Source organism: Mesonia sediminis, assembly GCF_042684705.1.
Lineage (GTDB): Bacteria > Bacteroidota > Bacteroidia > Flavobacteriales > Flavobacteriaceae > Mesonia > Mesonia sediminis.
The window spans coordinates 65,761-85,126 of sequence record NZ_JBHULZ010000040.1; the positions used below are offsets into that span (position 1 = coordinate 65,761).

Genomic DNA, 19,366 nt, shown 5'->3' on the forward strand with positions numbered 1-19,366 from the left:
ATTACTTTACGGATTTAATTTTACTTGATGCAAGATAAGTCCAGAAGCCGGAGCAATATGTTCTAGTTTTATGTCATTATCAGGATTTAAAGTTGATTTGATAAAGTCAAGGTTTACATCTCCCCTACCTAGATCGATAAGCGCTCCCATCATAAGTCTGATCTGATGCCGTTTAAAACCGCTACCTTTAATTTTAAAGACATAACTTTTTTCTGGAAAAAAATTAGCTGTGTACACATCATTCTCCACTAATTCACAAGAAAAAATCTCTCCCGTTGTAACCGTTTGCGGACTAGGTCTAAAAGCATAAGCCCTAAAATCATGCTTTCCTACAAATAAGCTAGCTCCTTGAGCCATTAAATCAATATCCAGATCATCTTTTACATAGGCCATAAACGGCGCAGCAAAGGGATGAAATTTTTTAGCAAAAGCAAAAAAGTAATGGTACTCCTTCACTTTAGCATTTTTTATAATGTTAAAATCACGCGTGGTCTCTTCAATTCCTAAGGCGCGTATGTCGGGTGGTAGATTCTTGTTCAACAAATCTAGAAATCCGCTGCATTCTAACTTATTTTCATAAATAAATAATTCGACATAAGTTTGGTTTACCGAAACCTTAGCATCTGTTCTGCCTGCTGCGATTACCTTAAACCGTGCCCTATCTAAAATGTATGAAAGCGTGCGTTCTAGCATACGTTCTACCGTATTAACATCGGGTTGTTTTTGCCAACCATGGTATCTAAAACCCAAGTACTGAAGCTTAATGAGGTAATAATAGCGTTGGGGTTGCATGATTTAAAAGTTACTTTTAGGTCAATTATAACAAAGAAAAACCCGTTTAAAAAAAATTAAACAGGTTTTTAACTGAATAAACTTATTTTTATTTGTCATTAAGTATTATAGGCATTCCGGTTTCACCACCTCCAATAATTACTGTTTTGGCATTATTTGAACGTGCTAGCTCTAAAGTTGCTTGAATTCCTTTTTCTTGTAAAACCTTATCGGTTAAGGATTCGCTTAAAATACGGTTGGCACGGGCTTTACCCTCTGCTTCAATTTTTTGACGCTCGGCTTCTTTGGTCGCTTTGGTAAGTCTAAACTCATATTCTAAAGATTCTTGCTCTTGTTTTAATTTACGCTCAATCGCATCTTTAATACTAGGAGGCAAAGTTACATCGCGTACCAAAATTTCATTGAGCTGTATGTATTGGTCATCTACAATATTTTCGGTTTCGGTGTAGATTTCCTCTTGAATGGCGTCTCTCTTTGAGGCATATAATTGTTCTGGTGTATATCTACCTACCACACTACGTGCTGCAGAGCGTATAGCTGGTAATAAAACACGTTGCGTATAATCTTCGCCTTTTTCTTGGTGTAATTTACCTAATTTGCCATAAATAGGTTGAAACCAAGCCGATGCATCAATTTTTATTTCCAATCCGTTGCTAGATAATACCTTCATTTTTTCGAAGACTTCTTGTTGTCTCACCTCGTAAATAAAAACGTCATTCCAAGGCGCTACAAAGTGAAAGCCTTCACCCATAGGGGATTCATCTGTAACCACACCTCCGCCAAAAGTTTTGTAAAGCACTCCAGCCTCTCCTGAGCCGATGGTAACCGTTGATTTAAATACAATAATTAATACCACTACACCAATAAATATAGCAGGTAAAGCAATTTTAGGTAATTTTTCCATTTTTAATATTTAAGTTAATCCGTTATACTTTCTTAAAAACCATTCTAGACTTAGCAACAACACCCACAGGCCTAAAAGCCACTTGAATTCTATTAATTCTACTTTTTTAGTAAGCGTGCGTTGTACTGGTTTGTAAATATCTGTTTGAAGTAGTTTTGTTTTTAAAGATAAAAAATCTTCACTGTAATACAAGGTATCGCTAATCTTATTAAGTTCGCTTACTTGCGCATGGTTAAACTGCTCTTCTATATCAAAGGCAGTTACCACAAAATCACCAGTTTGCAAGCTATTTTCACCCTCTACTTGGGCGGTAAAAGTATAAGAACCAGGTGCAAGCGCTCCTAAATTGGTCACATAATTGCCATCTACATAATTTAGACTGTAATTTTGTATAGACTCATCTTCTTGTTTCACCACTCGAAGATTTATCGTAGCTTGAGCGTCTTCTCGATAATTTTTATCTACATACTGTGCCTGCATTCTAATGGGCTCGCCTTGATTAAAAACCGTCTTCATTTCGACCTTAAGTCTTTCACCACGATTGTTATCGCCTAAAAATTGTATTATGTCGTTTATAAACAAATCGAATGCTTCAAAATTTGCTAAATCAGCAAAATTCTTTACACGCCACTGCCATAAATTCTCCCCAAAAACAAGTCCGATTCTACGTTGCCCACTTTCCACAAAGTAAACTACAGGTTGCTGTGTAGCAACCCCGTTTATGTTCTGTTGCAATAAGGCTTGTCCTGTGCTTAAATTACTAATTTCGCCAAATTGATCGCTCAAAGGCGGATAATCTAAAAAATTGATTTTACTGGGTTGATACAATGAAAAGTTTTCATTCAATTGCGCTTGAAACTCCTCATTTTGATTGATTTTTAATTCTTTACGGAAAGAAGACTGAATCCTATTTAGAAAATTATAGTCTGTTTTTGTACCCCCAACAAGGAGATAATTTTTTTGAGTTTTATCTAAGTAATCAAATACCCATTCAAAGTTTTGATTAGGTTGGTACAGAACAAAGTTGGTGTATTCGCTTAATTCTTCTTGCTTTAATTCATCGATTAATTTAATGTGGGCTTGGCGTTGTTTATTGCTATTGATACTTTTTTTAAGCGCTCCTAAATCGGGATGTAAAAAGCTACTAAGTATCAGCACTTTTGATTGCTGATCGACCACTTCGATAAAGAAATCTCTTTGGTTATTTTGTAAGTTTTTTTCCTGGTTTAAAGGAGTAATATAAGCCGTATATTTATGTTTACCTATACGCTTGGCTGGCAGCATAATCTCTACTTGTTCTCCCTGCTTATCGGCACTAAAGCTCAGCTTTGTCTCATGTACCACTCGCGTACCTTTTTTGATTAACAATTTAGACTGAACGCTGGCGTCTCCTTGATAGTTAACAAATATTTCTACAGGAAAACGTTGGTCTAAAAAAGCATACGGATTCACATTGAGCAAATCGATGTATACATCGGCGTGTTGGGTGGTGTCTCCTACCACCACCGGAAATATTTCGCTTTGGTATTTGCTGGCGGCATAAACAGGTGCTGTACCCTGAGTAGCGTTGCCATCGGTAATTAAAATAAGTGGAGAGTTGGATTCTGGGTATAATCGTGCAAGTTGCTTTAAAGCCTTCCCAGGATCACTTGCATTCCCCGAAAATTCCGGTGTTCTAGAAAAATGCAATTCTTCATCAAAGGTAAAAGATTTAACGTTAAATGCCTCTTTGATCTCTTGGTCTTGAAGTAATTCTTGTAAAAACCTTTTTGTTTGTTTTTCTCCCTTTAAAAAACGAACCGATTTAGAGTTATCGGAAACCACTACAAGATTTGGTTTTTCAATACGAACTTGGTTTTGTTCAAACTTGGGATTGATGAGTAAAATCAATCCTACCAATACCGTAAAAAAGCGTAAAACACTAAAATACTTCCAGTGTTTTACGCTTTTCTTATTTCTAGGAAAATAGTATAAACCCAATGCAGCAGCTGCGCTTAGCAATACGGCTATTCCTAAAAATAATACGGAAATTAAGCTCATGCTTTTAGGTTAACATCCCGCCATCAACGTTGATAACTTGTCCGGTGATGTATGCACTCATATCAGACCCAAGGAAAACACATGCGTTTGCAATATCTTCGGGTGACCCACCTCTTTTTAAAGGTATAGCCTGTCTCCAACCCTCAACGGTTTTTTCATCTAATTTATCGGTCATTTCGGTTTCAATAAAACCAGGTGCGATCACGTTACTACGAATATTTCTGCTTCCTAACTCAAGGGCTATAGATTTCGAGAAACCAATCATTCCTGCTTTAGAAGCTGCGTAATTAGCTTGACCAGCATTTCCTTTCACACCTACTACAGAACTCATATTGATGATACTTCCTTTTCGTTGTTTCAACATAGTACGCTGTACCGCTTTGGTCATATTAAAAATAGACTTTAGGTTCACCTCAATCACCTTATCAAAATCTGCCTCGCTCATACGCATGAGCAGATTATCTTTTGTGATACCCGCATTGTTAACCAGAATATCTATACTATCAAATTCTTCATTAACTTGCTCTACCAGTTTTTGAGCCTCCTCAAAATTGGCTGCATTGCTTTGGTAAGCCTTGGCTTTTACACCTAAACTTTGTAATTCTTTTTCGAGTTCTTCGGCTGCTTGTTTTGATGAGCTATAGGTGAAAGCTACATTGGCGCCTTGTTGAGCAAAGGCTAAGGCAATACCTTTCCCTATACCACGACTTGCTCCTGTAACAATTGCGTTTTTACCTGCTAATAATTTCATTCTTTTTAAGTTTGTTTTATCTAAGTCATTTGCTAAATTCAGCAAAATACTTTGCTCAAATATAATAATCTATTTAAGTTTTTCAATAAAAAAACCCTGCTTTGTTTTAAGCAGGGTTTATTCTTTATTTCAGTTAAAAATTAGCCCATTACTTCAGCTACTTTTTTACCGATTTCTGCTGGTGAATCCACAACGTGAATCCCGCATTCTCTCATGATTTTCTTCTTAGCTTGAGCAGTGTCTTCACTACCTCCTACTATGGCACCTGCGTGACCCATTGTTCTACCTGCTGGAGCGGTTTCTCCAGCAATAAAGCCTACGATTGGTTTTTTAGAACCGCTAGCTTTGTACCATTTTGCTGCATCGGCTTCTAATTGACCACCAATCTCGCCAATCATTACCACACATTTGGTGTCTTCATCATTAATCAATAATTCTACCGCTTCTTTGGTGGTAGTTCCAATGATAGGGTCTCCTCCAATACCAATTGCAGTAGTAATACCTAAACCTTCTTTTACCACTTGGTCTGCTGCCTCATAGGTTAAAGTACCTGATTTTGAAACAATCCCTACATTTCCTGGTTTAAAAACAAAACCTGGCATTATACCCACTTTGGCCTCACCTGGTGTAATTACTCCTGGACAGTTTGGACCTATAAGTCTACAATCTTTATCTTTGATATAATCTGAAGCCTTAATCATATCGGCTACAGGAATCCCTTCGGTTATAGTAATAATTACTTTAATTCCTGCATCAGCTGCCTCCATAATAGCATCGGCTGCAAATGCCGGCGGTACAAAAATAATACTGGTATCTGCATTCACTTCTTTTACCGCTTCAGCAACTGTATTGAATACTGGCTTACCCAAGTGCTTTTGCCCTCCTTTACCAGGAGTAACTCCTCCTACTACATTGGTACCATATTCTATCATTTGTTCGGCGTGGAAAGTACCTTCACTTCCAGTAAAACCTTGTACGATTATATTTGAATTCTTATTTACTAAAACACTCATAATTTGTTCTTGAATTTATTGTCTTGCAAATTTAACTTTTTACTTGAAACTCTAAAAGAAAATGACTTCTTTTTAAGGGACTGATTATACAGCCTATGAGTCAATTAGTTCAAAACACTCATTAACTCTAACTCGGTCACCAAATTCTGCTCAAATCTCGCTAACAGCATAAAGGTAGCTACAGGATCTACCTCATCTGGATTCTCAATAGTAGTCATCCAAAAAGTAAATTTACCTGCCACGGTATCTTCTTCTTCAATTAAATGAGAAAAATCGGCATTAAGCTCTTCATATGATTTGCCCATTTGCTCAATTTTATTTTGAAAGGCTTCATACCCCAGGTGCTGGGTTCCTTGAGCACTCATCCATTTAATTTTAATTTCAGGAGCTAAAAATTCTTTCATCGCATCGGGATTTTTATAGAAAGACGACTCCAATAATTGTTTGATACGTTGCTTTTTATTATTACTCATTGGATTTTGCTTTTTTTGGGCTTGATAAATCTTTTAATGCTGCCATTTCTCGATAAGCTGTCCTTGTTTCTTTTGCAGGGGATCCAAAATAACTTTTACCTGAATCTAGGTTTTTACCTACCCCTGATTGTGCCATAACAACAGCCTTTTCTTTAATAATCACATCGCTTTTCACACCCACTTGACCCCATAAAGTAACCTCATCTTCTATCACTACACAACCGGCTATACCTGTTTGACTGGCAATAAGGCATTTTTTACCTATTCGGGTATCGTGACCTACGTGTACTTGGTTATCTAATTTACTTCCTTGTTGAATAATAGTATCTCCCGATACACCTCGATCTATAGTACAAGACGCCCCTATATGCACATCATTTTCAATGACCACACGGCCACCAGATAGCAATTGATCAAAACCTTCTGGTCTTTTTTTATAGTAAAAAGCTGCAGCCCCCAAAACTGTGTTGGCATGAATTTCGACGTTGTCGCCAATTAGGGTATGATCATAAATACTCACATTACTGTGGATTATACAATTAGAGCCAATTTTTACGTGATTACCAATAAAAACATTAGGTTGGATGATTGTGTTACTTCCTATTTTTGCGGTTTTACTTACCGAATCGTATGATTTTTGGAAGGGCTTAAAATGCTGGGTTAACCGATTAAAATCTGTAAAAGGATCTTTAGAAATCAACAAAGCCTTACCTGCTGGGCAATCTACTTTTTTATTTATTAAAACCACACTTGCTTGAGATTGCAGTGCTTTATCATAATATTTGGGATGATCTACAAAGACGATATCACCTGGGGTCACCACGTGAATTTCGTTGATACCCGTAATTTGAAATTGTGCATCACCCACAAACTCTATATCTAAAATAGAAGCTATTTGCGCCAAAGTGTAAGGCTTAGGAAACTGCATTACTTAATACGCTCTTTATAGGTGCCTTTTTCTGTCTCTATTTTAATCATGTCGCCTTCATTGATAAACAGAGGGACATTTACTTCGGCTCCGGTTTCAACCGTTGCAGGTTTTGTGGCGTTTGTGGCCGTATTACCCTTAACCCCTGGTTCTGTAAAGGTCACTTTAAGTTCTACATGCGGAGGCATTTCAACCGAAAGTGGAGCGTTATCTTCTGTGTTGATTAAAACGGTTACCACTTCTCCTTCTTTAAGTAATTTAGGAGCATCTAGTGCAGCTTCTAATAATCTAATCTGGGTGTAATCTTCGGTATTCATAAAGTGATAGAATTCACCGTCTTGGTATAAAAATTGAAATTTATGCGTTTCTACACGCACTTCATCAATTTTATGCCCTGCTGAAAAAGTATTATCTATTGTTTTACCAGTAGTAACACTTTTAAGTTTGGTTCTTACAAAAGCAGGCCCTTTTCCTGGTTTTACGTGTAAAAACTCTACAATTTTATAAATATCGTGATTGTATCGAATACAAAGTCCGTTTCTAATATCGCTTGTTGTTGCCATAGTTTATTTAATTTGAGAAATATCCTTTCATGATGCCTCGCTGTGAATTTTTAATGAATTCTAAAATATCATCGCGCTCTGGTGTGGCCTCCATTTCGGCTTCTATTATTGCCACTGCTTGAGAATTGTTATAATTTTTCTGATACAAAATTCTATAAATATTTTGTATCTCTCTGATTTTTTTGGTAGAAAACCCTCTTCTTCTTAAGCCAATAGAATTGATTCCTACGTAAGATAAAGGCTCACGTGCTGCTTTTACAAAAGGAGGAACATCTTTGCGCACTAAAGAACCACCGGTAATAAAAGCGTGGCTTCCTATTTTGCAAAATTGCTGTACTGCAGCCATACCGGCCAGTACAACGTGATCTCCTACGGTAATATGCCCAGCTAAGGTACTGTTATTTGAAAAAATGCAGTTGTCGCCCACCACACAATCGTGAGCCACGTGGCAGTAGGCCATTATCCAGCAGTTCTCACCAATTACGGTCTTCATTCGGTCTGAGGTCCCTCTATTAATGGTAACACACTCTCTAATAGTTGTATTGTCTCCGATAATCGTTAGCGTGTCTTCATCGTTAAATTTTTTATCTTGTGGAACAGCAGAAATAACCGCACCTGGAAAAATACTTACATTTTTACCAATTCTTGCGCCCTCCATTATGGTTACGTTAGATCCTATCCAACTGCCTTCTCCTATAACCACATTATTGTGTATAGTTGTAAAAGGCTCAATCACAACATTCTTCGCTATTTTAGCTCCCGGATGTACGTATGCTAAGGGTTGATTCATAATCTTAAGATTCTTTAGATTTTACAATTTGTGCCATTAGTTCGGCTTCTGCACACAACTTACCGTTAGCATAGGCATAACCTTGCATATGGCAAATCCCGCGTCTTATGGGTGATATTAAGTCGCACTTAAAAATTAGCGTATCCCCAGGCACTACTTTTTGCTTGAACTTAACATTATCTATTTTCATAAAATATGTCAAGTAGTTTTCAGGGTCGGGTACGGTGCTTAAAATTAATATCCCTCCTGTTTGGGCCATGGCCTCTACAATTAATACTCCTGGCATAACTGGCGCTCCAGGAAAGTGACCTTTAAAGAACTCTTCATTCATGGTCACGTTTTTAACGCCAGTAACATGGGTTTCACTTAGTTCAAAAATTTTATCGATAAGCAGCATGGGCTGTCTATGCGGTAACATTTTCATGATTTGATTCACATCCATAAGCGGAGTGGAATTCAAATCGATTTGCGGAACCTTATTGCGACGTTCTAATTTAATTTTCTTAGCAACCTTCTTGGCAAATTCGGTATTGATTTTATGGCCAGGCTTATTAGCGATTACCTTACCTTTAATCGGTGTTCCTATTAAGGCTAAATCACCTATTACATCTAATAATTTATGTCTTGCAGCTTCATTTGGGTGGTGTAAAGTAAGGTTGTCAAGAATACCATTAGGTTTAACCGATATACTCTCTTTATTAAAAACCTGCTGCAGCTTTCCCATAGTTTCTTGAGATAACTCCTTATCTACATACACAATAGCATTATTTAAATCGCCACCTCGTATTAGTCCGTTATCTAAAAGCATTTCGATTTCATGTAAAAAACTAAAAGTTCTTGAATCGGCTATTTCTTTTTTAAACTCCTTAATGCTATCTATACTGGCGTTTTGAGTCCCTAAAACTTTGGTGCCAAAATCTACCATAGTAGTCACTTGATATTCTTCAGACGGTACAAGCATAATTTCGCTACCCGTTTCTTCGTCTTTATAAGAAATAACTTCTTTTACGGTGTAATACTCGCGCTCCTCTTCTTGCTCTTCTATTCCTGCTTCTTCTAAAGCCTCAACAAAATACTTTGATGAACCATCCATAATAGGTGGCTCACTAGCATTTAATTCAATTAATAAGTTATCAATTTGTAATCCTACACAAGCAGCTAGCACATGTTCAGAGGTTAGTATCTGCACGCCGTTTTTTTCTAACGAAGTTCCTCGCTGGGTGTTGTTTACATAACTAGCGTCTGCCTCAATAAGCGGTTGACCTTCTAAGTCTTTACGCTTAAAAACGTACCCGTGACCTGCAGGAGCTGGTTTAAAAGTAAGCTCTACTTCTTTTCCTGTATGCAAGCCCACTCCTTTTAGAGAAACTTCTCTTTTAATTGTTTGCTGTTTCATAGTAATAAGGCTTAATCTTTAAGCTTTTTTTCAATTTCGTTAATTCTTTTTATAGTAGTGGGTAAATTTTTAAAATGTACATAAGATTTATTAAAATCATTATAACCAAGCGCTGGTGAACCTTGCAGTACCTCATCATCATCTACATTTCTACCTATTCCCGTTTGGGCCTGTATCTTTACTCTATCTCCAATTTTAATATGGCCTACAATTCCTACTTGCCCCCCAATAAGGCAATGTTTACCTATTTTTGTCGAACCAGCAATTCCTGTTTGAGCTGCAACAGCGGTATGCTCGCCAATCTCTACATTATGAGCAATTTGTATTTGATTATCAAGCTTAACCCCTTTACGGATAATTGTTGAACCCAAAGTTGCGCGATCAATGGTTGTTCCTGCACCAACCTCTACATTATCTTCTAAAATTACATTGCCTATTTGAGGTATTTTTTGATACTCTCCTTTTTCATCGGGAGCAAAACCAAAACCATCTGAACCAATTACAGCCCCTCCGTGGATAACACAATTTTCACCAATAACCGATTCTGAATATATTTTAGCTCCAGCAAATACAATACTGTTATCGGCTATACGCACATTATCTCCTATATAGGCGTGCGGATAAATTTTCACCTTATCTCCTATTTGCACATTATTTCCAATATAAGAGAACGCACCAATAAACACTTCTTCACCATAACTCGACTGCTCACCAATAAAATGTGGCTGTTCAATTCCAGATTTACTTAATTTTACCTCATTGTAATAAGTAAGCAACTGTGTAAATGCCTTGTATGCATCGTTTACACGGATTAAAGTAGCGCTCACAGGCTTTTGCAGTTCAAGCGATTTATTCACAATGCAAATACTGGCTTGTGTGGTATACAAGTACGCTTCATATTTAGGATTAGACAAGAAAGTAAGACTTTCTTCTTTTCCCTCCTCTATTTTCGAAAGACTAGAAACCTCTACCAAGGGATTACCTTCGACTTCTCCTTCTAATATTTCGGCTATTTGTTGTGCGGTAAATTTCATTCTGACAAAAATATAAAAAATTGTTAATTTCTGATTATTTTGGATAACAGATATAGTATTTTAAAACCGGAGTGGCCAAAGCTTTTAAATTCAGTTGATCTGAAGCTTCAGTTACGTCTTTTATCTTGTGGTTTTTATACATAATCTTTATGGGGGCTTGGTGATTATCATAAGCCAAATTGCTCACCTTGCCATGAAAAACAAAGTATTCGGCCTCATGTGCCGAAATACCATATTTCTGCATTAAGTTTTCTTTTTTGGCTGCCATTTTTTTCTTTCCAATAGGTTTATTTTTCAGTTTCACCTTAAGCAAATCTCTATCCAGTAGCATATTACAAAGATTTTGCAAAACAAAATCTGGATTATTTTTCCAGGATTTCATTGCAGCCAAAACATCTATATCGTCTAAATTACTAAATCGTTTCAAAACATCGGTACCAAAGCTTTTCTTGGTAACTGGGGTGTTCAAGAAAAAATGCAGGGCCTCACTGGCGTTTAATTTTTCGCCACGAGCCACCAATTCTTTTGCGCGTTTAAGCACACGAATTAACAGTTGCTCGGCTCCTAAACTGGTTTTATGCAAATAAACCTGCCAATACATCAGCCTACGAGCAACCAAAAATTTTTCTACCGAATAAATTCCTTTTTGCTCAATTACCAATTCGTCATTGGCTACATTTAACATACTAATAATACGCTCGCTATTAATATTACCCTCTGCCACACCAGTATAAAAGCTATCTCGTTTTAAATAATCAAGTCGGTCAATATCCAGTTGACTTGCAATCAATTGTTTGAAAAACTTACGATGGTATTCACCTTTGAAAATTTTGATGGCCAGCGTTAAACTTTGGTTAAATTCCTTATTTAGAGCTTCCATAAAACGCAAGGAAATCCATTCGTGATCAATGTTTTCTACGATTGAATGTTCCATAGCATGAGAAAAAGGACCGTGGCCTATATCGTGTAACAGTATCGCAATAAGCAAGGCATTCTCTTCTTCTTCATTTATGGCAACACCTTTAAAACGAAGTACTTCTATACTTTTTCGCATTAAATGCATGCAGCCTAAGGCATGATGAAAGCGGGTGTGATGAGCACCTGGGTAAACCAAATAAGACATACCCATTTGCGAAATTCTGCGCAAGCGTTGAAAGTACGGATGCTCTAAAATATCATAAATACCCTCATTTGGAATAGTAATAAATCCGTAAATTGGGTCGTTAAATATTTTAAGTTTGTTTGTATTGTTCAAGTAAACGATTTTAATTAAACGCAAATATACATATATGAATAAAATTAGCATACTCTGGATTGATGATGAAATTGATTTATTAAAACCCCACATACTATTTTTAGAAAAAAAAGGATATCAAATTACTACCTGTCAAAGCGGGGCCGAAGCTTTAGAAGAAGTTGCTGTTCATAATTTTGATGTGGTTCTCTTAGATGAAAATATGCCTGGTATAACCGGATTAGAGACTTTATCTGAAATAAAATCCGTAAAAAACAACTTACCAGTAATTATGATTACCAAAAGTGAAGAGGAGTATATAATGGAAGAAGCCATTGGAGCCCAAATCGCCGACTACTTAATCAAGCCAGTAAATCCCAACCAAATCTTACTCAGTTTAAAAAAGATTTTAGATCATTCTAGATTGATTTCTGAAAAAACCACAGCCAGCTACCAGCAAGAATTTAGAAAAATTGCTATGGATATGAATATGATCAACTCCCACGAAGAATGGGTAGATTTATATAAAAAACTCGTGTATTGGGAACTGCAGTTAGAGCATATTGAAGACAGCGGGATGATTGAAATTTTAGAGTCTCAAAAAACTGAGGCCAACAATCAATTTTTTAAGTTTATTGATAAAAACTATAAAAACTGGCTAAGCGGTGAAGATGCACCAACCTTATCGCATACTTTGTTTCAACAGAGAATTGCTCCTATTTTAAGCAAAAAACAACCCACCTTGCTTATAGTAATAGACAACCTGCGCTACGATCAATTCAAAAGTATTGAGCCGCTAATAAACAAATATTTTAAAAAAATACAAGAAGACTCTTTTTATAGTATTCTTCCTACAGCTACGCAATATGCTAGAAATGCTTTGTTCTCTGGGCTCATGCCAGCCGATATGCAAAAGCTACACCCCGATTGGTGGCTTAATGACACCGACGAAGGAGGAAAAAACCTTCACGAAAAAGATTTTTTACAAGCACAAATGAAACGCTTAGGGTTAGATTTTGTCATGGACTATCACAAGATTACCAGTTTAAAAAGTGGTAAAAAGCTGGTTGAGGATTTTAAGCAATTAAAAAACAATGATTTGACGGCCGTTGTTTACAATTTTGTAGATATGCTATCGCACGCCAAGACAGAAATGGAAGTGATAAAAGAGTTAGCCTCAACCGATAAGTCGTACCGCTCTTTAACCGAAAGTTGGTTCAAGAACTCTCCTTTATTAGAAATGATTCAGCGCGCTCAACAAGAAAAGTTCCAGCTCATCATCACAACCGACCATGGAACCATTAATGCCAAAAACCCTTCAAAAGTTATTGGCGATAAAAATACCAGTTTAAATTTGCGTTACAAAACCGGCAAGAGTCTTTCTTACCAAGATAAAGAAGTTATCGCGGTTAAAAACCCGAAAGAATTTGGTTTGCCTAGCATACATATGAGTAGTTCGTTTATTTTTGCGAAGTCTGATTATTTTTTCGCTTATCCTAATAATTATAATCATTATGTAAGTTATTACAGAAACACCTACCAGCACGGTGGTGTATCTTTAGAAGAAATGATTATTCCGTTTGCTGTTTTTTCACCCCGATAATTTAAACATTATGAATCTTACCTACACCATTGAGAGCATAGATCAAATTGCCCAACAATTAATTGACAAAATTAAGCAGGAACCACTGCCTATTTTATTTGAAGGCGAAATGGGGGCTGGTAAAACCACCTTAATTAAAGCTATGGTTAAAGCATTAGATAGCCAGGATCGCGTTTCTAGCCCAACTTTTTCTTTGGTGAATGAATATCATTCTCCATCGGGACCTATATTTCATTTTGATTTTTACCGTATCAATCACGAAGAAGAAGCTTATGATATTGGTTTCGAAGAATATTTAAACCAAGATTCTTGGTGCTTTATCGAATGGCCTCAAAAAATCACCAATTTATTACCCGAAAAACATTATCTTATAGAAATTATGAAAAAAAATGAATTTTCTAGAGCCCTTTTTTTAGACAAAAAATAGCTAAAAAAGGTGAAGTAACTCATTAACAAAAGCTAGTTAACTCATTGATAGGCAGTTGTTTTTTGGCAAAAAAGTTTGCAAAGGTACGGCAAAGAAAGTTCATGGAAATAAGTTTTTTCTTCCTAGGTTTGTATCAACAAATCACAATAAAACTTATTAAAATGAAAATTAAAAACTTTATCTTCGTAGCAGTATCATTAGTATTTTTAGCAACATCTTGTACACCTCAAGCCATTGATGAACACACAACAGAAGACAACATTAAAGGACAAACCGAAACCACAACAATCGAAAAGAAAGATATTAAAATCCCTTCTAACGGGTAGTTATATTGCCTTAGCAGTAGCGGCAACTCCTTTTATATTTTACTCATACGAAAGTTTCCCAGATTCAAAAACTTGGGAAACTTTTCTTTTTACTTTTGAGAGCAATTATTATGAAAAGGTAAATGTGAGTATTTGGACCATGATGACCAAATTCATTCCTTTATTTCTTTTGATCATCTGGTTTCTTACTTGCAAGCATTGGTGGTATCACGTAATTCTTATCCCTACAGGGATGTTTTTATTTCAGCTCATAAGCGTGTTAAACGATGATTTAAGAATCACCGATGAGACCGAGCTTATTTATGTACTCCCCATAATGCTTGCTACCATTCCATTAATTTATCTTATACGAGCCCGAATAATTGCGCGCATCAACCCCACCAATCTCGATGAGCTTGAAGCGGATTTAATGCAAGAAAAAACAGTTTGGGAACAATTAAAAGATCTCTTTAGGTAATTTTAATAATTATTGCTAGCTTTAGAACTAGTAATCTTTAAGCTATAATCTTTTATGAGTCAGCCTAATACGCCTTTTAGCCACTCCGAATTAATTCCGCAAGAAGAAACCCTTGAAATTCAAAAAAAGAAGGGTAAGTTGTTTATAGGCCTGCCGCGTGAAACCTCTTATCAAGAGAAAAGAATATGCTTAACTCCAGATGCGGTTGCAGCATTAACGGCACACGGGCACCGGGTTCTAGTTGAGCATAATGCCGGTGCAGATACAAACTTTAGCGATCAAGATTATTCTGAGGCCGGTGCCGAAATAACCAAAGATACCGCAAAAATTTTTGCATGCCCTACTGTGCTAAAAGTTGAACCTCCCAGCCTTAAAGAGCTCAGTTATATGCAGCAAAACAGTACATTAATATCGGCTCTTCAACTAAAAACTTTAAATAAAAGTTATTTTGAAAAGTTAAAAGAGAAAAAAATTACGGCATTGGCTTTTGAGTTTATTCAAGATCATGACGATTCCTATCCTGCCGTTAAAGCGCTTAGTGAAATCGCAGGCACGGGAGCGGTTCTCATTGCATCAGAACTGCTTTCGAAACCTAAAGGAAATGGTTTATTATTTGGAAATATTAATGGCGTTCCACCAGCCGAGGTGGTCGTAATTGGAGCGGGTACCGTTGGCGAGTTCGCCGGAAAAGCAGCGCTGGGATTAGGTGCTAATGTGCGTTTTTTCGACAATTCTCTTACCAAGCTCAATGCGCTACAATATAAACTGAGTCGTCCGTTAGCCACTTCTACCCTACAACCTAAGTATTTACTAAAAGCTTTGAAGCGAGCAGATGTGGTAATCACTGCGGTACGCGGAAATCATCGTGCTCCTATTATCATCAGTCAGACAATGGTAGAACAAATGAAACCTGGCTCGGTGATTATTGATGTAAGTATAGATATGGGCGGCTGTGTCGAAACCTCTGAAATCACCAGTCACGATAGCCCTACCTTTATAAAACACGGTGTTATACATTATGGAGTACCCAATATACCATCTCGATTTGCTCGAACGGCGTCTATAGCATTAAGCAACATTTGCACCCCTTATTTATTACATATAGCCGAAAACGGAGGCCTAGAAAATACCTTGCGATGTGACAAGGGTTTAAAAAATGGTTTGTATTTTTACCACGGAATTTTAACCAATAGGTCTATAGCTAATTGGTTTGATTTACCTTATAGAGATATACATTTACTTATTTTTTAAATATGAAATTAATTACCCGTTTCGCCTATTATTCCGTCGGATTGTTTTTTGGAATCATCATTCTTATTTTCTTTTTTAGTGGTAAGCGAACCTCCTGCGACTATTCCCCCAATGATAGAGTGCTTAAAAATATCCGGCAAAAAAAATTTGTTTATAATTCAGAAACTATCCAACAATTAAGGGCTGCGCAAATAGACACCGCCGATATGCGAAAAGCTTTTCACACCGGGAATGTAGATTTTGGCGCAAGCAATACGAGTTTAGATTCTTGCAAACTATATGTTATCGATGCTAAAATTGAGCACAATAACTTGAGAATTAAGGTTGAAAATTGTGCTCAAAAAGCCAAAATAATAGAGGCCGAAATAAAATAAAAATATGCTATTTGTTTTATAGAAGTATACTCGATTTTTTTTATCATTGTGAACTAAAATAAATGCTTAAGTATTATGAAAAGAGTCATTGTCGACTATAAGAAATTAACACCAGAAATACTGACTCTCCTGGTTAATAAATACCCCGATGGTTATGATGACAAGCACATCATTACCTTTAAAAATGCCAAAAATGAAACCGTAGAAGCGGTAGAGGTAAAAACCGAGGATGCTATATATTTGGTAAAGGTTAGTACACGTTTAGAAAACACTATGGCTAATTTTGAGGAGGATGACTATGAAGATGAAGATTTTGACGAGCCTATTGTAGAGCTAGACAGTAATAACAAAAAAGTAATTGACGATGCTGAGTTGAAAGAAGAGTTTCCTGATGATGATGAAGAAGAATAATTATTCTACATAAATAGAAAGCCACCAATTGAGGTGGCTTTTTTTATTTTACTTCTATCGGCTTTGAACGAGATAACCATAAGTACTGGTAACACCACATTAAAGTAAAAGTTGGCAGTACATCTGTATATGGTAAAATCTCCTCTAAAAAAACTATGGCAGCTGCCCATTTACCTTTTGTTCCGGGATACATCTCGGTCATTTTTTTAGCAGCAACTGGCGCCCATACAATATCCAAAAAAGGGCCAATACCCGGTATAAGCATACTTAACATTCCGATTCCGTCAAAAAGCAAACTTTTTATTAGTAGCTTTTTTTTATTTTTTTGATCTATCATAATTGGAAAAATTCAAAAACTATACCAGTTTAATTATCCTTTAAAAGATGAGCAAATTGATTTCTTAAAACTTTTATTTTTGGATCAATGATATATTGGCAATACGGCTGATTTGGAAAACGATTGTAAAAATTATAATGTTCTTCTTCTGCAGGATAAAAACCAGAAAAAGGCGTCACCTCTGTAACAATTTTACCCTCAAAAACCTGCTTGTCTAAATACTTAATATATTGCTGGGCTATTTCTTTTTGTTCAGATGAATGATAAAAAATAGCACTACGGTATTGTGTACCCACATCATTACCTTGTCGATTTAGGGTAGTAGGATCATGGGTGCTAAAGAATACAGCTAAAACATCTTTAAGGCTTAAAATTGTGGGATCAAAATAAAGCTGAATAGCTTCGGCGTGTCCAGTTCTACCCTGCACCACTTCGCGGTAAGGCGGATTTTTTATCTTACCTCCACTAAAACCCGAAACCACCTTCTCAACTCCCTTTAATCGTTGAAAAACCGCCTCTGTACACCAAAAGCAACCGTTAGCTAAAGTAATAACCTCTTGTGTCATATTTTTAAAGCTTTTCCTTAAGTTTGTGCCTCGTTTAGCACAATTCAATTATTTTAGCTAAATATATTAGTTTTTAAATTTAGTCCATGATACAAGTTCATAATTTACATAAATTTTATGATGATTTTCACGTATTGAATGCTGTAGATTTACAAGTTCAAGCCGGCGAAATAATATCTATTGTAGGTGCTTCTGGAGCAGGAAAAACCACATTATTGCAAATTTTAGGAACACTTGACAAACCAGCTAAAAAAGAAGATACTACGATAATAATAAACGGAATAAAAATCCTAGAGCTTAGTAAAAAAGAGTTAGCGGCTTTTAGAAATGAGAATATAGGCTTCATTTTTCAATTTCATCAATTATTACCAGAATTCACCGCTTTAGAAAATGTTTGTATCCCTGGATTTATAAAAGGAACCCCTAAAAATCAGCTAGAAAAGCGCGCATTAGAATTATTAAGTTTTCTTGGTTTAAAAGACAGGGCGAACCATAAACCCTCTGCGATGAGCGGAGGCGAACAACAACGTGTAGCGGTTGCCCGAGCTTTAATTAACAACCCTCCTGTTATTTTGGCCGATGAACCCTCGGGAAACTTAGATTCTGAATCGGCTGATAATTTACACCAATTGTTTTTTAAATTAAGAGAAGAATTTGGGCAGACTTTTGTGATCGTAACCCACAACAGAGAACTTGCCGATATGGCCGACAGAAAATTAACCATGGTAGATGGTGCAATCGTTTAATAAGGTTAATTATAATGCTTACGCGGATTTAATTCTAGCCTAAAGCTCCATTTCATAAATACTTTTTATAAATGGTATTTATCAAATATAAAAACGTCAATTAAGTATTTAAAATTGATCGCTTTAATCGTTTGAATCAAAGTAAAATTTTTAAAATTAATCGATGAACAAACAAGACTTGAAAGACTTTTTAGATGCGAAAGCCGAATATTACGAACAACCTGATTTTATTGAAACCGACCCAATTGTCATTCCGCATCAATTTACAAAAAAGGAAGATATTGAAATAAGCGCGTTTTTGGTTGCAACAATAGCTTGGGGAAATCGTAAAAGTATAGTGAAAAATGGTTTTAGAATGAATCAGCTTTTACAAGAGTCACCATTCGATTTTGTGATGAATCATCAAGAAACCGATTTAAAAGACCTATTGAACTTTAAACACCGTACCTTTAATGGTGAAGACTTTATATTTTTCATCAAGTCTTTACAAAATATTTATAAGAGCCATGGCGGCTTACAGAAAGTTTTTGAAAATAAAAATCCAATGCCCAATGGAATTCATCAATTCAAAACATTATTTTTTAGTATTCCGCACTTAAGAAGAACGCAAAAACATGTAAGTGACCCTTTAAAAAATTCAGCTGCAAAGCGTATAAATATGTTTTTAAGGTGGATGGTAAGACCCGCGGATAAAGGAGTTGATTTTGGTTTATGGCAAGGCTTAGAACCAGCCCAATTGTCTTGCCCATTAGATGTACATTCGGGTAACGTAGCAAGAAAATTAGGGGTTTTAAAACGAAAACAAAACGATTTAAAAGCAGTGCAAGAATTAGATCATGCGCTACGCAATTTAGATCCCATAGACCCAGTGAAATATGATTTTGCCTTATTTGGGCTAGGTGTTTTTGAGAAATTTTAATATTGTGTCCAATCCAATTATTTGTTTTTTA

Annotated in this window: 22 protein-coding genes; 8 read left to right on the top strand and 14 right to left on the bottom strand. The window is 36.2% G+C overall.

All coding sequences use genetic code 11. The features are described 5' to 3' along the window. Nucleotides 1-6: 6 nt before the first annotated feature. The 12 genes from ACFSQ0_RS07640 to ACFSQ0_RS07695 form a co-directional block, all read right to left on the bottom strand. The gene (locus ACFSQ0_RS07640) at nt 7-792 is read right to left on the bottom strand and encodes a tRNA pseudouridine synthase A (protein WP_379046483.1); all 786 of its coding nucleotides are present in this window, start codon (nt 790-792) and stop codon (nt 7-9) included. Nucleotides 793-880: 88 nt separating this feature from the next. Continuing rightward, entirely contained in the window at nt 881-1,696 is an 816-nt protein-coding gene (locus ACFSQ0_RS07645) for a prohibitin family protein (protein ID WP_379046486.1), read from the bottom strand. 9 nt (nt 1,697-1,705) lie between these two features. Then, entirely contained in the window at nt 1,706-3,736 is a 2,031-nt protein-coding gene (locus ACFSQ0_RS07650; protein WP_379046489.1) for a hypothetical protein, read from the bottom strand. 4 nt (nt 3,737-3,740) lie between these two features. Beyond that, nucleotides 3,741-4,487 carry a 3-oxoacyl-[acyl-carrier-protein] reductase gene (gene fabG / locus ACFSQ0_RS07655; protein ID WP_147860786.1) on the bottom strand — a complete coding sequence of 249 codons (747 nt, stop codon included), beginning with the start codon at nt 4,485-4,487 and terminating at the stop codon, nt 3,741-3,743. A 140-nt stretch (nt 4,488-4,627) separates the two neighbouring features. Further along, entirely contained in the window at nt 4,628-5,500 is an 873-nt protein-coding gene (gene sucD, locus ACFSQ0_RS07660; protein ID WP_379046492.1) for a succinate--CoA ligase subunit alpha, read from the bottom strand. Nucleotides 5,501-5,604: 104 nt separating this feature from the next. Next, entirely contained in the window at nt 5,605-5,973 is a 369-nt protein-coding gene (locus tag ACFSQ0_RS07665) for a nuclear transport factor 2 family protein (RefSeq protein WP_379046495.1), read from the bottom strand. Further along, nucleotides 5,966-6,901: a UDP-3-O-(3-hydroxymyristoyl)glucosamine N-acyltransferase gene (locus ACFSQ0_RS07670; RefSeq protein WP_379046498.1), complete on the bottom strand. Its 936-nt coding sequence runs from the start codon at nt 6,899-6,901 to the stop codon at nt 5,966-5,968. Before ACFSQ0_RS07670 ends, ACFSQ0_RS07665 begins: the two co-directional genes overlap by 8 nt. Continuing rightward, on the bottom strand, nt 6,901-7,464 hold the full coding sequence (gene efp, locus ACFSQ0_RS07675) for an elongation factor P (RefSeq protein WP_379046501.1): 564 nt from the start codon (nt 7,462-7,464) through the stop codon (nt 6,901-6,903). Before efp ends, ACFSQ0_RS07670 begins: the two co-directional genes overlap by 1 nt. 7 nt (nt 7,465-7,471) lie before the next feature. Beyond that, a complete protein-coding gene (gene lpxA / locus ACFSQ0_RS07680; protein ID WP_147860781.1) occupies nt 7,472-8,254 on the bottom strand; it encodes an acyl-ACP--UDP-N-acetylglucosamine O-acyltransferase in 783 nt (260 codons plus the stop codon). Nucleotides 8,255-8,258: 4 nt separating this feature from the next. Next, nucleotides 8,259-9,650, bottom strand: coding sequence for a bifunctional UDP-3-O-[3-hydroxymyristoyl] N-acetylglucosamine deacetylase/3-hydroxyacyl-ACP dehydratase (locus ACFSQ0_RS07685; protein ID WP_379046504.1), 1,392 nt, complete (start codon nt 9,648-9,650; stop codon nt 8,259-8,261). 11 nt (nt 9,651-9,661) lie between these two features. Then, nucleotides 9,662-10,684: a UDP-3-O-(3-hydroxymyristoyl)glucosamine N-acyltransferase gene (gene lpxD / locus ACFSQ0_RS07690; protein ID WP_379046507.1), complete on the bottom strand. Its 1,023-nt coding sequence runs from the start codon at nt 10,682-10,684 to the stop codon at nt 9,662-9,664. A gap of 34 nt (nt 10,685-10,718) precedes the next feature. Continuing rightward, the gene (locus ACFSQ0_RS07695) at nt 10,719-11,939 is read right to left on the bottom strand and encodes an HD domain-containing protein (RefSeq protein ID WP_379046510.1); all 1,221 of its coding nucleotides are present in this window, start codon (nt 11,937-11,939) and stop codon (nt 10,719-10,721) included. 34 nt (nt 11,940-11,973) lie between these two features. Here ACFSQ0_RS07695 and porX point away from each other — a divergent pair, with 34 nt between their 5' ends. The 6 genes from porX (at nt 11,974) to ACFSQ0_RS07725 (ending at nt 16,767) form a co-directional block, all read left to right on the top strand. Next, on the top strand, nt 11,974-13,521 hold the full coding sequence (gene porX, locus ACFSQ0_RS07700) for a T9SS response regulator signal transducer PorX (RefSeq protein ID WP_379046513.1): 1,548 nt from the start codon (nt 11,974-11,976) through the stop codon (nt 13,519-13,521). A 10-nt stretch (nt 13,522-13,531) separates the two neighbouring features. Then, the gene (gene tsaE, locus ACFSQ0_RS07705) at nt 13,532-13,948 is read left to right on the top strand and encodes a tRNA (adenosine(37)-N6)-threonylcarbamoyltransferase complex ATPase subunit type 1 TsaE (protein WP_379046516.1); all 417 of its coding nucleotides are present in this window, start codon (nt 13,532-13,534) and stop codon (nt 13,946-13,948) included. A gap of 237 nt (nt 13,949-14,185) precedes the next feature. Continuing rightward, nucleotides 14,186-14,731, top strand: coding sequence for a hypothetical protein (locus ACFSQ0_RS07710; protein WP_379046519.1), 546 nt, complete (start codon nt 14,186-14,188; stop codon nt 14,729-14,731). A 54-nt stretch (nt 14,732-14,785) separates the two neighbouring features. Further along, a complete protein-coding gene (locus ACFSQ0_RS07715; protein WP_379046522.1) occupies nt 14,786-15,982 on the top strand; it encodes an alanine dehydrogenase in 1,197 nt (398 codons plus the stop codon). 2 nt (nt 15,983-15,984) lie between these two features. Further along, nucleotides 15,985-16,356, top strand: coding sequence for a hypothetical protein (locus ACFSQ0_RS07720; protein WP_379046525.1), 372 nt, complete (start codon nt 15,985-15,987; stop codon nt 16,354-16,356). A 75-nt stretch (nt 16,357-16,431) separates the two neighbouring features. Further along, the gene (locus ACFSQ0_RS07725) at nt 16,432-16,767 is read left to right on the top strand and encodes a hypothetical protein (RefSeq protein WP_379046528.1); all 336 of its coding nucleotides are present in this window, start codon (nt 16,432-16,434) and stop codon (nt 16,765-16,767) included. Between the two features lie 43 nt (nt 16,768-16,810). On the opposite strand, the gene ACFSQ0_RS07730 is transcribed toward ACFSQ0_RS07725, so the two are convergent. Together ACFSQ0_RS07730 and msrA are read right to left on the bottom strand one after the other, a co-directional pair. Next, the gene (locus tag ACFSQ0_RS07730) at nt 16,811-17,104 is read right to left on the bottom strand and encodes a hypothetical protein (protein WP_147860772.1); all 294 of its coding nucleotides are present in this window, start codon (nt 17,102-17,104) and stop codon (nt 16,811-16,813) included. Between the two features lie 29 nt (nt 17,105-17,133). Next, nucleotides 17,134-17,670: a peptide-methionine (S)-S-oxide reductase MsrA gene (gene msrA / locus ACFSQ0_RS07735; protein ID WP_147860771.1), complete on the bottom strand. Its 537-nt coding sequence runs from the start codon at nt 17,668-17,670 to the stop codon at nt 17,134-17,136. A gap of 86 nt (nt 17,671-17,756) precedes the next feature. Between msrA and ACFSQ0_RS07740 the strand changes: the two genes are divergently transcribed. Together ACFSQ0_RS07740 and ACFSQ0_RS07745 are read left to right on the top strand one after the other, a co-directional pair. After that, nucleotides 17,757-18,416 (top strand): ABC transporter ATP-binding protein, encoded by a 660-nt coding sequence (locus tag ACFSQ0_RS07740; protein ID WP_147860770.1) that lies wholly within the window; start codon nt 17,757-17,759, stop codon nt 18,414-18,416. A gap of 163 nt (nt 18,417-18,579) precedes the next feature. Then, the gene (locus ACFSQ0_RS07745) at nt 18,580-19,335 is read left to right on the top strand and encodes a TIGR02757 family protein (RefSeq protein WP_379046533.1); all 756 of its coding nucleotides are present in this window, start codon (nt 18,580-18,582) and stop codon (nt 19,333-19,335) included. Nucleotides 19,336-19,366 lie beyond the last annotated feature (31 nt).

Bases quoted from the DNA above. Each gene is read 5' to 3' on its own strand.
- efp (WP_379046501.1), bottom strand. From the start codon at position 7,464: ATGGCAACAACAAGCGATATTAGAAACGGACTTTGTATTCGATACAAT.
- fabG (WP_147860786.1), bottom strand. From the start codon at position 4,487: ATGAAATTATTAGCAGGTAAAAACGCAATTGTTACAGGAGCAAGTCGT.
- ACFSQ0_RS07685 (WP_379046504.1), bottom strand. From the start codon at position 9,650: ATGAAACAGCAAACAATTAAAAGAGAAGTTTCTCTAAAAGGAGTGGGC.
- msrA (WP_147860771.1), bottom strand. From the start codon at position 17,670: ATGACACAAGAGGTTATTACTTTAGCTAACGGTTGCTTTTGGTGTACA.
- ACFSQ0_RS07670 (WP_379046498.1), bottom strand. From the start codon at position 6,901: ATGCAGTTTCCTAAGCCTTACACTTTGGCGCAAATAGCTTCTATTTTA.
- sucD (WP_379046492.1), bottom strand. From the start codon at position 5,500: ATGAGTGTTTTAGTAAATAAGAATTCAAATATAATCGTACAAGGTTTT.
- ACFSQ0_RS07740 (WP_147860770.1), top strand. From the start codon at position 17,757: ATGATACAAGTTCATAATTTACATAAATTTTATGATGATTTTCACGTA.
- ACFSQ0_RS07650 (WP_379046489.1), bottom strand. From the start codon at position 3,736: ATGAGCTTAATTTCCGTATTATTTTTAGGAATAGCCGTATTGCTAAGC.
- ACFSQ0_RS07745 (WP_379046533.1), top strand. From the start codon at position 18,580: ATGAACAAACAAGACTTGAAAGACTTTTTAGATGCGAAAGCCGAATAT.
- lpxA (WP_147860781.1), bottom strand. From the start codon at position 8,254: ATGAATCAACCCTTAGCATACGTACATCCGGGAGCTAAAATAGCGAAG.
- ACFSQ0_RS07710 (WP_379046519.1), top strand. From the start codon at position 14,186: ATGAACACACAACAGAAGACAACATTAAAGGACAAACCGAAACCACAA.
- ACFSQ0_RS07715 (WP_379046522.1), top strand. From the start codon at position 14,786: ATGAGTCAGCCTAATACGCCTTTTAGCCACTCCGAATTAATTCCGCAA.
- tsaE (WP_379046516.1), top strand. From the start codon at position 13,532: ATGAATCTTACCTACACCATTGAGAGCATAGATCAAATTGCCCAACAA.
- ACFSQ0_RS07645 (WP_379046486.1), bottom strand. From the start codon at position 1,696: ATGGAAAAATTACCTAAAATTGCTTTACCTGCTATATTTATTGGTGTA.
- ACFSQ0_RS07665 (WP_379046495.1), bottom strand. From the start codon at position 5,973: ATGAGTAATAATAAAAAGCAACGTATCAAACAATTATTGGAGTCGTCT.
- porX (WP_379046513.1), top strand. From the start codon at position 11,974: ATGAATAAAATTAGCATACTCTGGATTGATGATGAAATTGATTTATTA.
- ACFSQ0_RS07725 (WP_379046528.1), top strand. From the start codon at position 16,432: ATGAAAAGAGTCATTGTCGACTATAAGAAATTAACACCAGAAATACTG.
- ACFSQ0_RS07640 (WP_379046483.1), bottom strand. From the start codon at position 792: ATGCAACCCCAACGCTATTATTACCTCATTAAGCTTCAGTACTTGGGT.
- lpxD (WP_379046507.1), bottom strand. From the start codon at position 10,684: ATGAAATTTACCGCACAACAAATAGCCGAAATATTAGAAGGAGAAGTC.
- ACFSQ0_RS07730 (WP_147860772.1), bottom strand. From the start codon at position 17,104: ATGATAGATCAAAAAAATAAAAAAAAGCTACTAATAAAAAGTTTGCTT.
- ACFSQ0_RS07720 (WP_379046525.1), top strand. From the start codon at position 15,985: ATGAAATTAATTACCCGTTTCGCCTATTATTCCGTCGGATTGTTTTTT.